Source organism: Staphylococcus sp. GDX7P312P (assembly GCF_008385775.1).
Lineage (GTDB): Bacteria > Bacillota > Bacilli > Staphylococcales > Staphylococcaceae > Staphylococcus > Staphylococcus haemolyticus.
The window spans coordinates 1-14,399 of the sequence record NZ_VUKI01000006.1; the positions used below are offsets into that span (position 1 = coordinate 1).

Annotated in this window: 15 protein-coding genes; 4 read left to right on the forward strand and 11 right to left on the reverse strand. The window is 30.0% G+C overall.

Features of this window, described 5'->3' with window-relative positions:
- The 5 genes from F1592_RS03185 to F1592_RS03205 all read right to left on the reverse strand — a co-directional run.
- Positions 1-914 (reverse strand): nucleoside-diphosphate sugar epimerase/dehydratase (locus tag F1592_RS03185; protein WP_149814156.1); only part of this gene is annotated, 914 nt, incomplete at its 3' end.
- 29 nt (positions 915-943) lie between these two features.
- Positions 944-1,711 carry a tyrosine-protein phosphatase gene (locus tag F1592_RS03190; protein WP_053016306.1) on the reverse strand — a complete coding sequence of 256 codons (768 nt, stop codon included), beginning with the start codon at positions 1,709-1,711 and terminating at the stop codon, positions 944-946.
- Between the two features lies 1 nt (position 1,712).
- Positions 1,713-2,411: a polysaccharide biosynthesis tyrosine autokinase gene (locus F1592_RS03195; protein WP_053016305.1), complete on the reverse strand. Its 699-nt coding sequence runs from the start codon at positions 2,409-2,411 to the stop codon at positions 1,713-1,715.
- Between the two features lie 18 nt (positions 2,412-2,429).
- Positions 2,430-3,092 (reverse strand): Wzz/FepE/Etk N-terminal domain-containing protein, encoded by a 663-nt coding sequence (locus tag F1592_RS03200; protein WP_053016304.1) that lies wholly within the window; start codon positions 3,090-3,092, stop codon positions 2,430-2,432.
- Between the two features lie 512 nt (positions 3,093-3,604).
- The gene (locus F1592_RS03205; RefSeq protein WP_016930637.1) at positions 3,605-3,706 is read right to left on the reverse strand and encodes an SE2200 family small protein; all 102 of its coding nucleotides are present in this window, start codon (positions 3,704-3,706) and stop codon (positions 3,605-3,607) included.
- A gap of 219 nt (positions 3,707-3,925) precedes the next feature.
- Between F1592_RS03205 and F1592_RS03210 the strand changes: the two genes are divergently transcribed.
- Complete coding sequence (locus F1592_RS03210) at positions 3,926-4,552, forward strand: FMN-dependent NADH-azoreductase (protein WP_053016303.1); 627 nt, start codon at positions 3,926-3,928, stop codon at positions 4,550-4,552.
- Positions 4,553-4,615: 63 nt separating this feature from the next.
- On the opposite strand, the gene F1592_RS03215 is transcribed toward F1592_RS03210, so the two are convergent.
- On the reverse strand, positions 4,616-5,065 hold the full coding sequence (locus tag F1592_RS03215) for a MarR family winged helix-turn-helix transcriptional regulator (RefSeq protein ID WP_033079678.1): 450 nt from the start codon (positions 5,063-5,065) through the stop codon (positions 4,616-4,618).
- A 151-nt stretch (positions 5,066-5,216) separates the two neighbouring features.
- Here F1592_RS03215 and F1592_RS03220 point away from each other — a divergent pair, with 151 nt between their 5' ends.
- Both F1592_RS03220 and F1592_RS13970 read left to right on the forward strand, forming a co-directional pair.
- Positions 5,217-6,857: an alpha-keto acid decarboxylase family protein gene (locus F1592_RS03220; RefSeq protein WP_053016302.1), complete on the forward strand. Its 1,641-nt coding sequence runs from the start codon at positions 5,217-5,219 to the stop codon at positions 6,855-6,857.
- A gap of 158 nt (positions 6,858-7,015) precedes the next feature.
- Positions 7,016-7,387, forward strand: a complete 372-nt coding sequence (locus F1592_RS13970) for a serine O-acetyltransferase (protein WP_149809677.1) — start codon at positions 7,016-7,018, stop codon at positions 7,385-7,387.
- 102 nt (positions 7,388-7,489) lie between these two features.
- On the opposite strand, the gene F1592_RS03230 is transcribed toward F1592_RS13970, so the two are convergent.
- A complete protein-coding gene (locus tag F1592_RS03230; RefSeq protein ID WP_053016300.1) occupies positions 7,490-8,632 on the reverse strand; it encodes a CapA family protein in 1,143 nt (380 codons plus the stop codon).
- Between the two features lie 225 nt (positions 8,633-8,857).
- On the opposite strand from F1592_RS03230, the gene F1592_RS03235 reads away from it, so the two are divergent.
- Positions 8,858-9,163 carry an SdpI family protein gene (locus F1592_RS03235; RefSeq protein ID WP_223197204.1) on the forward strand — a complete coding sequence of 102 codons (306 nt, stop codon included), beginning with the start codon at positions 8,858-8,860 and terminating at the stop codon, positions 9,161-9,163.
- Between the two features lie 489 nt (positions 9,164-9,652).
- On the opposite strand, the gene F1592_RS03240 is transcribed toward F1592_RS03235, so the two are convergent.
- Genes F1592_RS03240 through F1592_RS03255 form a run of 4 tightly spaced genes read right to left on the reverse strand, consistent with a single transcriptional unit; the run spans position 9,653 to position 14,372 of the window.
- On the reverse strand, positions 9,653-10,453 hold the full coding sequence (locus tag F1592_RS03240) for a hypothetical protein (RefSeq protein WP_149809676.1): 801 nt from the start codon (positions 10,451-10,453) through the stop codon (positions 9,653-9,655).
- The gene (locus F1592_RS03245) at positions 10,446-11,336 is read right to left on the reverse strand and encodes a hypothetical protein (protein WP_149809675.1); all 891 of its coding nucleotides are present in this window, start codon (positions 11,334-11,336) and stop codon (positions 10,446-10,448) included. Before F1592_RS03245 ends, F1592_RS03240 begins: the two co-directional genes overlap by 8 nt.
- Positions 11,337-11,359: 23 nt before the next feature.
- A complete protein-coding gene (locus F1592_RS03250) occupies positions 11,360-12,280 on the reverse strand; it encodes a hypothetical protein (RefSeq protein WP_149809674.1) in 921 nt (306 codons plus the stop codon).
- Positions 12,261-14,372, reverse strand: coding sequence for a ligand-binding sensor domain-containing protein (locus F1592_RS03255; protein WP_053016296.1), 2,112 nt, complete (start codon positions 14,370-14,372; stop codon positions 12,261-12,263). The genes F1592_RS03250 and F1592_RS03255 overlap by 20 nt, the downstream gene beginning before the upstream one ends.
- Positions 14,373-14,399: the final 27 nt, after the last annotated feature.

Consider the following 14,399-nt stretch of genomic DNA (forward strand, 5'->3'; position numbering starts at 1 on the left):
GTCCGATTTGACGTAGAGCCACAAATTTCTGATCCAATTGAACCACCTGCACCTGTGACAAGAATTGTTTTATGTGTTAATTCCTTAGAAATCATAGCCATATCAAGTTCAACTGGTTCACGCCCAAGTAAGTCTTCGACTTCTACGCGCTTAAGTTGGTTTACTTCCAATTCACCTGATAGTACTTGTTCTATACTAGGCATTTTAAATAACTCTATCCCTGTACTATTACAAATATCATTAATTTCTTTTAGTCTCGTAGGACTTAAAGTTGGAATTGCAATGATAATCCTTTTAATTCTAAACTTATTAACTAAGTTAGGAATATCATCAACTTTACCTTGCACTTTAACGCCTTCAGCAATCGTCAATTTACGCTTTTGTGGGTCATCATCTACTGCCAATACTGGTTCAAGTCCCATTTCCGGGCTTCTTAACATTTGTCTTATTAGCAATGAACCTCCTCGGCCTGCCCCTACGATAAGTGTTGGTTTTTTCTTTTTTTGTTTACCTACTACAAAACTTCGTCCAATTCGCCATGATATTCGTGAGCCACCAATTAAAATTAAATGCATCATCCATGTAATTAGATATAATCTGAAGAACGGAGGATGTCCTGTGAAAATTGGTATTAAAACTATAGTCGCTAATATTGAACATGTCACAGCTTCAACTATTAGTAGCAATTCATTAACACTGGCATACTCCCAAGCACGATGGTACAAATTAAATATATATGCAAATACATGATGAGAAACCAATAAAATTAATGATGTTAAAATCAAAATTTTATGTGAATACCCTTCAAAATAAGGTTGTAAAATGGTATAGCAGATAAAAACTGAAAAAGCTACAATTAATGAATCGATTATAATTAATATTAGAAGACGTCCTCTTGCACTTAATTTATCCACGTCTCTCCTCCTAACTTACTCTCCTTGTGTTAAAACAGGCCAAACAGTTTCTTTTGCTTATAATCTTGGGTTGGTTGTTTTTTTCTTATTTCTTTATTTTCAATAACTTGTTGAGCGTTATTGATTAATTGCTTAATTTGCTCTTGATACTTGTTCAGCTTTTTATCATTAAATAAGCTCTCCAATATGAAGGGTCTATTGGTATCGTGATGTGCATCTGAAGCTATAAAATGAACTAGGTTGTTTTCAATCATTTGAATTGAAACCTTTTGTAATTTCTTACCATGTTTACCTATTAAGGAAGCAGAAGTAAGTTGACTTAGCGCTCCACCGTTAACTAAATCAAATAAAACGTCCAAGTTTTGACTAATCTCTTTATTACGTTCAGGATGAGCAATAATTGGTACATAGCCTTTTGATTGTAATTCAAAGAAAAGACGATTCGTATAGTGTGGAACCCCTCCAGAAGGAAACTCGATTAACAAGTACTTCGAATGGTTCAACCCAATAGCCTCGCCTTTTTCTAGTTGCAGAATGATCTGATCACTTATTCTAATTTCTTGCCCTGGATAAATCTTAATCCCTAATTCTTTAACTTCTTTTAAATCCAATAATTCATGTAGTTTACTTTCTACTATTTGATACTCATTATTAAACGTAGGGCTTAAATGATGAGGGGTTGCAATAATTTTAGTAACCCCTTCACCTTTTGCCTGTTTAAGTAATTTAAGCATTTCCTCTTTATTTTTCGGACCGTCATCAACATCTATTAATATATGATTATGAATGTCTATCATTTTAATCTTCATCTCCATAGTAGTTATAATAGTTAGATGTTTTGTCCGTTGCTGTTTTATTCAAAACGGCACCAATAATGTGTCCATCAGCTTGCTCTATCAATTGTTTTGCTTTTTTGATTTCATTTTTATTATTTTTTTCAGTATCAATAATCATTACGCAATCTTTAACGATTTGTAAAAATACTTGAGCATCTGTCACAGAAGTAACTGGTGGTGTATCAATTAAAATGAAATCATACATATCCATTAACTGATTATAAATATCCTTAAATCTATTCGATGCAATTAACTCAGATGGATTAGGTGGTACTGGACCAGATGTCAATAAATCCAAATTCTCTACTCTTGTACTACGAATTGCTTTATCAAAATCACTTTTGCCAATGATTAAATTGGAAAGACCATCATAGTTTGCTGTTTCGAAATTATATTGTTGTGTAGGCTTACGCATATCACCGTCTATAATCAAAGTTTTATATCCAGCTTGAGCATATGTTACTGCAATGTTAGCTGAAACAATACTTTTACCTGCAGCAGGTTTCTCTGAAGTTACAATAATACTTTTAATCTCGTTATTAGCACTAGAGAACATAATATTTGAACGAATACCTCTAAATTTTTCACTAGTTATAGATTTGGGTTTATCATGTGCGTAAAGAGGCGTTTCTAATTTTTTTCTAACTTCTTTTTTTGCCATAATTACTAATCTCCTTAATTACTTAATCATAGGAATAGATCCTAGTACTGGTATTTCAAGTTCTTTTTCAACGTCTTCTTCAGTTCTAATTCTCTTATCAAATATTTCCTTAAGTGCAATGATAATAGCCGCTACAATTAACCCTAACAATAAGCTTCCAACAATATTAACCAATGTTTTAGGAGATACTTTTGAAGCAGTTCCATCTGCACTAGATAAAACCGTCACGTTATCAACGTTCATAATGTCTGGAATTTGCTTTTTAAATACTTTGGCTACATCATTTGTAATTTTTTCTGATTTTTCTTCACTATTCGCTCTCACGCTTAAATTTAATATCTGAGATTCAGCTTCAGTATTAACTGACACCATTTTATTTAATTGAGATGTTGAATATTCTTTATGGTCCTTTGCTACTTCATCTAAGATTCTAGGACTTTTTAAAATTTCTGAGTATGTATTAACTAATTGAATGTTACTTTGTACTTGTTGCGCCATCATATCTTTATCTTTTTCTTTCTCATTAACAAGTACTTGTGTAGAAGCCTCATACTTAGGGCTAGCAATAAAAAATGTGTAAACTAAACTAATAAGTAAGAAAACAATTGGTAATAATACTAATAATTTCCAATTTTTCTTAATGATTTCCCATATTTTTGTAAAATCCAATGTATTTTCCATGGTAACCTCCAATAACTGATTTCGTTATTAATTTTATATTTTTAATATGATTTTTACAACAAAATATTAAAATATAATCAATAGAATTTTTTATAATTATAAAAAATTTTGATAGTCATTTCATTTAATGGTTAATCACATTTTAAAATAAAACCAATTCATTTTATCATATAATATTTATTCAAATATAACTTTAATCTAGTGTAAATATCATGTAAATACGCAACAAATGAACTACATCAATAAGAACAGTGTAGTTTTTCAAATAACTAAGTTTATTTCTCAACAATTCCGATTGCATCATTCAGGTTTCTTTATCCGTACATTATACAATTTTGAACGGTCAATATATGTCTGCATGAAATAAATTCATTAATTTTTGAAAAAACTCTATTTTACATTCATCTTTGCATTAATCGAAAATTATCTCAGAGATACAATTATTATGTATATTACATATAAATATATAAAAACCAAGATACTTCTACACTGAAATATCTTGGCCTAAAAAATTAATATTCAATATTTGGCATTTCGTTTACTTTGTTTTGGTATTTTTTGAAACCAACATATGCAGCTACGCCTAAAACTACTGTAATTAATAATCCCTTCATGTCTATCACTCCTTTAAGGTTCTACATTTATTAGATTTCTTAAATATTTAAATCTAAATTTACCTATATTATACACTTAAAATTGTTCATTTTTAAAGTCACGTTTCACTATCTTATACACCATTGGTCTGATTTTTTATGAAAAGTATTGTATTATTTTAAAAATCGAGTATATTAATTATATCGATTTCGAAATAAATATATTTGAGGTGCACGACTGTGGCAAAATTATTATACATTACAGCTCACCCATTAAATGAATTAGCTTCTAATTCTATGGCTGCTGGTAAAGCATTTATTGAATCATACAAAGAAAATCACGCTAGTGATGAAGTGAAACATATTGATTTATTCAAAGAAGATATCCCTGTTATTGATAAAGATGTATTAACTGGTTGGGGTAAATTAAGAAATGGCGATGAACTTAATCAAGATGAACAACAAAAAGTAGATCGTTTCAGTGAAATTTTAGAAGAATTCCTTTCAGCTGATAAATATGTGTTTGTTTCACCAATGTGGAACTTATCATTCCCACCTGTATTGAAAGCGTACATTGACGCAATTTCAATTGCAGGTAAAACATTCAAATACACTGCTGAAGGTCCTCAAGGTCTTTTAACAGATAAAAAAGTATTACACATTCAATCACGTGGTGGGTTCTACTCAGAAGGTCCAGCTGCAGATGTTGAAAGTGGCGACCGTTACTTAAGAACAATCATGACATTCTTAGGTGTACCTTCATACGAAAATGTAATTATTGAAGGTCATAATGCGGAACCAGAGAGAACAGAAGAAATTAAAGCCGCTTCAATTGCTGAAGCACAAGAAATGGGTAAAAATTTCTAATAACCATACTAAAAGGCGTTGCGTAGTCATTTACGCAATGCCTTTTTTCCCATTCAGTCCTATTTACTTCTCATCTTTCAAATGCTGAATATCTTGAAATCCTTCTCTGTAATTCGATAGTTCTTCCATGATGTCATACCAATCATGTCCTACCTTCTGAAAGGTACTCTGCATTAATTCATTTTGTGCTTTATTTAATTTATCAACTAACTTACTGCCTTTAGGCGTTGGAAATAATTGTTTCACACGTCGATCTTCTTCAGATGTTTGTTCAACAATTAACCCTTCTTCCTTCAATTTACGCAACGTCGCATGTGATCCTTGCTTCGAGATTTCTAATGTCTTTAATAATTGCTTAATGGTAATACCAGGCAATTTATTAATAAAGAATAAAAAGCGATGGTGCTGACGACTCATGTCGTATTTTTCAATAATTTCATCTGCCGTTTTTATAAATGTCTTATATGCGAAGTAAAATAACATATGTTCATAATCATTTTTATTACTATCCATAGACTTCTTTCCTTTTCCATTTATGAATGATTATACATATTATAATCAATTTTCAAAAAACAGTCGAAAAAAGGTCAACAAAATTGACTTTATTAGTCAATATAATTATATTGTAAGTGTATTCTAATTTATAAATAAAGGTGGAATGAATATGAAACAACGTGTAGGACAATACTTAATGGATGCAGTACATCGTGCAGGCGTCGACAAAATCTTTGGCGTGCCAGGAGACTTCAACCTAGCATTTCTAGATGACATCGTACGTCATGACGGTGTGGAATGGGTTGGCACAACCAATGAACTTAATGGTAGTTATGCTGCAGATGGCTATGCACGTATCAATGGACTAGGCGTGCTCGTTACGACATTTGGTGTTGGTGAATTAAGTGCTGTTAACGGTATCGCAGGTTCGTATGCTGAACGTGTCCCAGTGATTGCAATTACAGGCGCGCCAACGCAAGCAGTAGAACAAGCCGGTAAATATGTGCACCATTCATTGGGTGAAGGTCGTTTCGATAGCTATCAAAAGATGTTCGAACACATTACGACAGCGCAAGCATACATTACTGCTGAGAATGCAACAACTGAAATTCCTAGAGTCATTAATGCTGCTATTCATGAACGCCGCCCAGTGCACATTCATCTTCCTATTGATGTTGCAATGACTGAAATCGAGGTAGATTCAAAGTATGATGTCGCACCAGCTCCAGACGTAAATGTTAATCGATATATTGATATGGTCGCTGACAAACTACGCACTGCGTCACAACCAGTCATTATCACAGGTCATGAAATCAACAGTTTCCACTTACACAAAGCACTCGAGCAATTTGTTAATCAAACACACATTCCAGTCGCTCAATTATCATTAGGTAAAGGGGCGTTTAACGAAGAGAATCCATATTATATTGGCATTTATGATGGCAAAATTGCAGAAGACCAAATTAAAGATTATGTCGATAACAGTGATGCCATTTTAAATATTGGTGCTAAATTAACTGACTCAGCTACAGCCGGTTTCTCTTATGAATTTGATATTGATGATGTGGTTATGCTTAATCATCATAACTTTAAATTGAATGAAACGGTTGCTGAAGATGTGACGCTACCTAGCTTAATTGATGGACTTAATACCATTGATTATCGATATGAGGGCTCGTTCCCTACTTTTGAAAAAGGGGCATCAAAAGAAGTCGTATTATCAGATGATATTTTAACGCAATCAACTTACTTTGACATGATGCAACACTTTATTAAAGATGATGATGTCTTATTAGCCGAACAAGGTACATCATTCTTCGGTGCGTATGATTTAGCTTTACCGAAAGACATGACGTTTATAGGACAACCATTATGGGGTTCTATCGGTTATACACTGCCAGCTACTCTAGGTACGCAAATGGCTGATCCAAATCGCCGTAACATCTTATTAATCGGGGATGGCTCATTACAACTTACAGTTCAAGAGTTATCTACGATGATTCGCCAAGATATCAAACCGATTATCTTCGTGATTAATAACGATGGTTATACAGTAGAACGTTTAATCCATGGTATGGAAGAAACGTACAATGATATCCGTATGTGGGATTATAAAGCTCTACCGAAAGTGTTCGGTGGCGATAACGTCGTTGTGCATGACGTGAAGACATCGAATGACTTACAGAATGTCTTTGACGCCATTAACGCTGCTCCAGAGCAATTACACTTCACTGAAGTCACAATGAAATGGGATGACGCACCAGCTAAACTCCGCGACATTTCAAAAGCCTTTGCAGCACAAAATAAATAAAGATTTATTCATGAGTATGACACTAAACTTTTAACACTAGTTTAGTGTCTTTTTATTGAACAATAAACATTATTTATAAGTATGTTTAATTAAATATACACTTTACATATTGATGATTAATAAAAAGTTATTTATATTTAAAGTGGAGGGGAATGTTAATGTCTTTAATGAATAAATCAGTATTTTTAATGACTAGACTATATAATAAAAATATCCCAGTCATACCTAGAGCTATGCAACAAATGAATCGTTTAATTTTTGCAACAGACATCCCAAGAAGTGTGAAAATTGGTGAGGGCACACGCTTTGCTCATAGTGGATTGGGATGCGTTATACATGAAAGAACGATTATTGGAAAAAATTGTAAGATTCTTCAAAATGTTACCATGGGTGGACGCGGAAAGCATGGAACACCTGTTATAGGGGATAATGTACTAATTGGAGCAGGTGCCACTATTTTAGGAGGAGTTAAAATTGGAGACAATGCTAAAATAGGTGCTCAAGCTTTAGTAATGGAAGACGTCGGATAAAACCAAACTATCGTTGCTAATAAAGGAACCATTTTGAATAATTAAACTGCATGAATCAAGGCTAATGTAACGTCATATTGACGGTAACATTAGCCTTGTTCGTTATATACTCTTTTCATCCAAGTATTCAGAATCAATAACATCTTTCGTGATATCTTGTAGATGTTTTATATCCCATTGACTTTTCTTATCGTTTCTTAATCCATGTTGTTGAGCTAAATTCTGATTATAATCATCTAAATTGTACACTTCAAAATCATGTCTCGTGTCTTTGTTGGTAGGATCCCACTGTTGGTAATGATTGACCATACTCGTCCACTTCACATTTTCAATATGTGCACCTTTAGGCACTTTAACAATATCAAAATTCAATCTTCCTAATAATTGATTATGTTCATTTCCAGTATCTTGTCCATTTAGAAAGTTACCTAATGAATATGCGACCAATGTTTGATGGTTATCATTTTGACTCTTCACCCATTCAACAGGTTGGATAACATGGGGATGGGTGCCTATAACGACATCTACGCCCTCATCCGCAAATAATTGTGCATACTTCTTTTGCGTATGATTCGGTTGGTGGTGATTTTCCAATCCCCAATGGACAGACACCATCACGACATCACTCTGCTTTTTTGCTTGTCTTACATCTCGTTGAATCGTCTTTTCATTAAACTTTTTAATCGTGTAAGGATATTGTGATGTCATTTCGTTTGTACCATATGTATAACTTAGTAAACTCACCTTGATTCCATTCACAGTCATAACTGGTATCGTTTGAGAATCCTTTTCCGAATTAAAAATACCTGTAAATAAAACTTGTTTATCAAACTTATTCCATGTCTTGAGATGGTTTAAGACACCTTCATCACCTTGATCCAAAGAATGATTATTGGCACCATTGACCATATCAAAGCCGGTTTCGACAACATCTTGAGCAATCTGACTCGGAGTATTGAAGTTCTTAAATCCTGAAAATGGGCGATCATCCCCACCTAATGGAGATTCTTGATTAATAAATGCAAGGTCAGGTGATTGTATGTCGTTCTTAATATGTGAATACATAGGCTTAAAATTGAATGACCCATCTTGTTGCAGTGCATCATTATAAACAACGGGGTGTATTAAATTATCTCCTACTGCAACCACTGATGCTTCATCAGTAACATCTTCGGCCAGTGCCATGCCACAGAGAATTGCAAAAGTGAAAAATAGTACTAAACAACTAACATAATACTTAACCACTATGTACGCCTTCTTTCAATGAAGAATATTAGCGCCTTTTATATTCAGAACATAATTTTGTTGAGTTGCATAACATTTATTAACGAACTCTTTAATTTTTATTTTAGACAATTACTAATTTTAATGCAATTTGAATAAGAAAAAATTTTAATATATCATTTAGTTGTATAGTCGATAAATTATTAAGGGAGTTAAAACATGATATTATTACCACTAAGTGTCATTATGGGGTGTTTAGGATATATTTTTAAAAATAATCCACCTACCGAGCGCAATGGTTGGTATGGGTATCGAACAAAGAAATCCATGGCCAATGATCGCAATTGGATTAAAGCACAAAAACAATTTGGTACCTATTCTCTAAAATACATATGGGTGTTATTATTGTTTGGAATTATCGGAGTAGTGATTGAAATTGTAGGTATGATGAGAAGTACTGACGCTATCATTATGACCGGTTTAGGCATAGAGTTGGTAGTAATGGTATGGTATTTATTTATTATCTATTGGAAAGTCGAGAGAGAACTGTGATGATAGATTAATGACATAGTAACATTAGCGAAATCCATTTATTTTTTGGAAATCAAAAAGACTGCTGGTTTGTACTGAACCCCAAAAGTTGGACTGAAAAATCTAACTTTATGGGGTGCACATCATTTGAGCAGTCTTTTGTGTTAATTATCTTCACCTGAATCATCTATTTATTTAAATACTTTATCAAGTGCATTTGAGAATTTGTACATCACTGGTAACCAGTTAATCTTATCAGACCGTGATTTTGGTGACATATATTCCACTAGTCAATATAATAAGTATTATGTTGTTTTAGATCATTAATTAGCCTTATTATCGCAAAGAATCCATGTTAAATTTGTAGTTTATTAAGATACTATTAATCATCACATAATTCCAATCATTTGTCCTAGATTTCATTACAGTTAATTCATAACAAAAATTTTAATAGTAAGATATATATTTGTTTGAATTTAAAGTAAACTAATTAGCATAACTTTTATATTTTTATACAAAGTTCAATATCATAAGAATAATTAATAGTATAAAATTCGTTACACCTATAACAGTATTAATAATTATACCTTTTTTTGATTTCTCTTCATTTTGATTAGCTTTGTTTAATAGTTCTTCTTTTATTTGATTCAATTTATTTTCATAAGTTTCTTCTGATTTCTTTAATTTTAGCTCTATGTCATTTTTATCATTTTTATTTTCTTTTTTGATATCATTTAATTCATTATTAAAAAGAGATGTTATGTTATCATTTTTTTGAGAAATATCATTTAATAAATTTTGATTAAGATTTTCATAAGCAGTTTTACTGTTCTCACTCTGTAATATTAACTCTTCATTTGATTTTAAAAATTCCTTTAAAATTTCATCCAACCTTTTATCTATTATTTCTTGAGTATTAGAATTATCTTTTGATATTTCTTGCATCGAACTTTTTAAATTATTTTGAATAATTGAATTTTGCAGTTCTATTTTTTCAATTATATCTAAATTATTTTTCTTACTACTTTCATATACTTTATTAATTTCTTCCTCAAAATTTCGTTTGATTGTTTCTAAATTTTCATTAATTGCTCGAATAGATTTCGAGTTTTTTGTTAAAGTAAAATCTATATTTTTTATTTTAGATGTATCATTAGATAAATTTTCTACTTCCAATGTTTGTAGTTTCATTGCTTCTAAAAATGAAGAATTATCTATTATTTCATTAAAAATCTCATTATTAGCTTGCTTAAGTTCATTATACACTTGTAATTTTTTTAAATTTTCTTGCGGTGTTTCTTTATTATCCATTTATATTTAATACCCTCTCAGTTTGATTAGTTATAATATTCATTTCTATGATAATGTATGGCTTATTATTTTTATTTTCATTTTTATCATAAAGTCTTTGCTTCAAGATGCTCATTTGATTTATATATTCTTCAATAAATATGTTTTCTAATAAATCGACTTTTTCCACTTCTTTATCCCATTCGATTTGAGCTAATTCAATATCTTTATTTAATGCTGCTAATATTGATGATTCTTTACTTAAAATTTCTTTCTCATAAGATGAACTAAAAGCTTTCAATTTATTCTCATATTTTTCAATAAATTTTTTATATGCTAATGATATATAACTTTCCAATTCTTCTTTTATTTTAGTAATGCGATCATATATATCATTTACAGCATAGTAATATTCATAGGTATGTACTTTACGTAAAAGTGTAAAATCAACTGATAAGGGTCCACTATTAATAATAACATCTATTTTGTTAATTATACCTTGATAGAAGTTGTTATTTAAATTTAGAGAAAATTTAAGTGTACGTTTTAAATTCTCTAAATAAGGTATTATTTCAAACATCATCATTTGATAAGGACCATTGATATCTTCATATTTCATTTTATATTTATCAAATTTATAATCTTCATACTTATTTTCAATTATTTTTAACGCATTTTCTAAAAAGAGGTTGTTTTTTAGTTCTTTCCATTTTTCTTTTTCGTTTGTAATAGTTTGAGTATGACTATCAAACAATTTATCTAATTCTTTCACCCTATTATTTATATCAACTATTTTTCTTTCTGTGGTTAATTTCTTATTATTTAGTTCTTCTAAGTTTTTTCTTTTTAATTTCTCAATATCTGAAGAAATACTCTTTAATCCTTTAATCTTAAACTCAGGCAAGTTGTTTTTATGTAATTGCTCAATTAATTCAGTAAAATTTTTTTATTGAAATTTCTTAGTTTATCATACATATCTTTATTAGTATTTTTAATTACCTCTAAACTTCCACCCAATTCAAAAAAGAAAAAAGGTATATTAAATTCTTCAACGCCTTGATTTTCTATTGCTGCCCTTTCTAAATCATTAAAGTAATAATTTTTCATTTGTTCTAAACTTTCTAATTTACCACTTAATAATTTTTCTTGTACGTCCCTATTAGAAGCTGCTCTAGTTAAAACAATCATAAATCTTGAAGAATCTTTAACCCATCCTTTCATAGAATCTAATGGTAATTGATATAAATTATTTATTTTTGTACCTATTTCCATAATTACAATAGTTTTACATAAAACTAAATATTTATTCAAAATATTTTCAACATGCTTTTCTTCGCTTTCATCCTTAGTGTCATCACCTGGCAAGTCTACAATTATTAAATTATCCTCATGATTTTTACTGTAAAAATAACTTTTAGGTATCCTAATTATCATTTCATCCATAGCTTCATAATTTTGAGTTGTCACTTTAGTTCTAAATTTTTTTAATATAACTGAAAGCTCTTCACATGTTTCACATGTTTGTTTTTCTTTTGTCGGAAATATTATTTCAAAATTGTCATTAGGATTTTTTTCATATAATGTTGCTGTTACAGTAGAAGACTTACCTTTGGATTGTTTACCTCTTAATGCTTGCGATAATTCGTTCAATTTATTTTCATTAATGCCAATTAAATTTAAAATAAAAGTTGTTTTTCCTACTTGTGTTGGACCGTAAACACCTACATATACCTGTCCTTTAAAATTTGCCTGTGTGGCATCAAATTTAGTGAAATTTTCTAAATATCTCTCAACAATCGGTTCGGTCCATTCCCAGCTAGCGTAATAATTAGAATAATAGTTCTTCATACTGACTCTTTTCAATAGATGCTTCTGTTATTTTTGTTACATTATTTAATAAATATTGGCATTTTTCTACATTACTGTGCTGTTCATCTTCACCTTTAAGGACCGAGTGTTTATAAATAATCTTTTGTTCCATTACTTCAAATACATTTCTTAAACTATTAATATATCCATTTACTTGTGATTGTGCTAATGCATCAATAAAAAATGAAGCATTAGCATAGGCTTCAAACTGTCTTTTATTCATATCTTGAATATTTTTTGTTACTGCATAACTCGCTATTACTGCTGCTCCTGAAATCCCAGCTAATGCAATTATTGCTCTACTCGAAATAGGTATGTTAATTTCCTTCAAACTATCAGAAATACTTTGAGCACCACTTACCCCTTGTTCAATAATATTTGCTTCACCATCAGATGCAATATCTATACCTAAAATTACAGGAATAGTAGCTGCTAATTTTTTCCCTGTTTCAATTCCATCTTGAGATTCATCTTCATTAAAAACTTGAATATTAATTTCATTATTTTTATTATTACTTAAGCTTCCTTTATCATAGTTATTAACTGTGTCTAATAATTTACTAGCTTCATTAGGTTTTTCCATTTCTTTGAAAGTACTAGTTAAAAAATTAGCTCCCATATAAACTAGACCTCTTATATCACTTTTATCTAATGCTTCAATTTCCTCGCTACCACCAAAATAATTTTTTAATTTTTGTATTCTATTATCTTGTTTAATTAATGCATTTTTATAAACATCATTGTCTGAATTAGATTCAGGAAGTGTGAATATATCATTATATTTTGATAATTGTTTATGTGCTACTTCATTCATATTTGAAAGCGTAGATAAGTTATCATATTTACCATCCCATATAGATATTATTTCATTTTTAAATGTCATTTCATCTTTTAAATTTCTACCAAATATTTTTGATTTAATATTTTTTAAAAAAGAGTTATTGTTTTCAATAAAATCTATAATTGCTTCTGTTTTATTATTTTTCACTATTTCCATTTTATTTAATAATTCTTTTTCTAACTCTTTAAGATACTGTTCATATTCATTTTTAAAAATGTTACCACTATTTGATAATTCATGAGTATAGTCTTTAATATCAAGAATTCTTGCTTCGTCTTCCAATAAATAATTGATAGCTTCTAAACTTGAATATATTTCTATTAATAGATCTTGCATAGAAGATTGTCTTTTCTCATTTTCATTTTCTTGAGCACCAGAATATTCAGTTAAAAGGCTTGTTAAATCTTTTTGCCACTCATCACTAAACATACCTTTAGGTCCTGTAACTATTACTCTTTTATCATCTGTAACATTTAATCTTTTAATTATATCCTTTCTAATTTCTTCATTCTCTTCTGGATTTTCGTCACCATGAGTTAAAGTAATGATAGGTTTTAAATTAGAAAATTTATTCTCTATTCTTTTTAAATTTAGAGTTGAACTTTTACGAGCTGTTTCATTTTTATCGATTACTACTATTGATGATTTCGATATATTAATTATAAATTCTAAAAGTTTTTGAGAAAAATCATTATTTTCTCTTTCAAATCCTGGCAATAACACAATGTAAGTATTTGGATCATTAAACTTATTTTCTTCAATGGGCAACACTAATTGAAGCCATAAATCTTTATTTTCATCCGGATTCATTGACATTTCTTTTAAATTTTCAGAATCAATTTTTTCTTGTCTAATACTCACTTTGTCATTTTCAATTACTTTAATATATTTAAAAGCTTCGATTTCTTTAACATCAGAAACGGTGATAAAGACGGGCAATTTTTCTCCTCGTGAGTTATTTTCTGGAAGAATATCTTTAGGTATATCAAAGTAATCTCTTGTTAAACTAGTTTTTCCTGCACCTTGAAGACCAGTAATTGCAATCAAATTTTTATCTTTGTAAAGCTGATATAGAAACATTTTATTATAAGACTCTTTAAGAATTTTAATATGCTTTTCTTTTTCTTCTCTGCTACTTTTTTCGACTTTTAGCATATCAAATTTAATAATAAATTCTTTTAAGTTATCTAAATATCTTGTGTAATCCACTGAAATTTCAATGTTTTCCATAGTTAAACTCCCTTATCATTTTCTAAT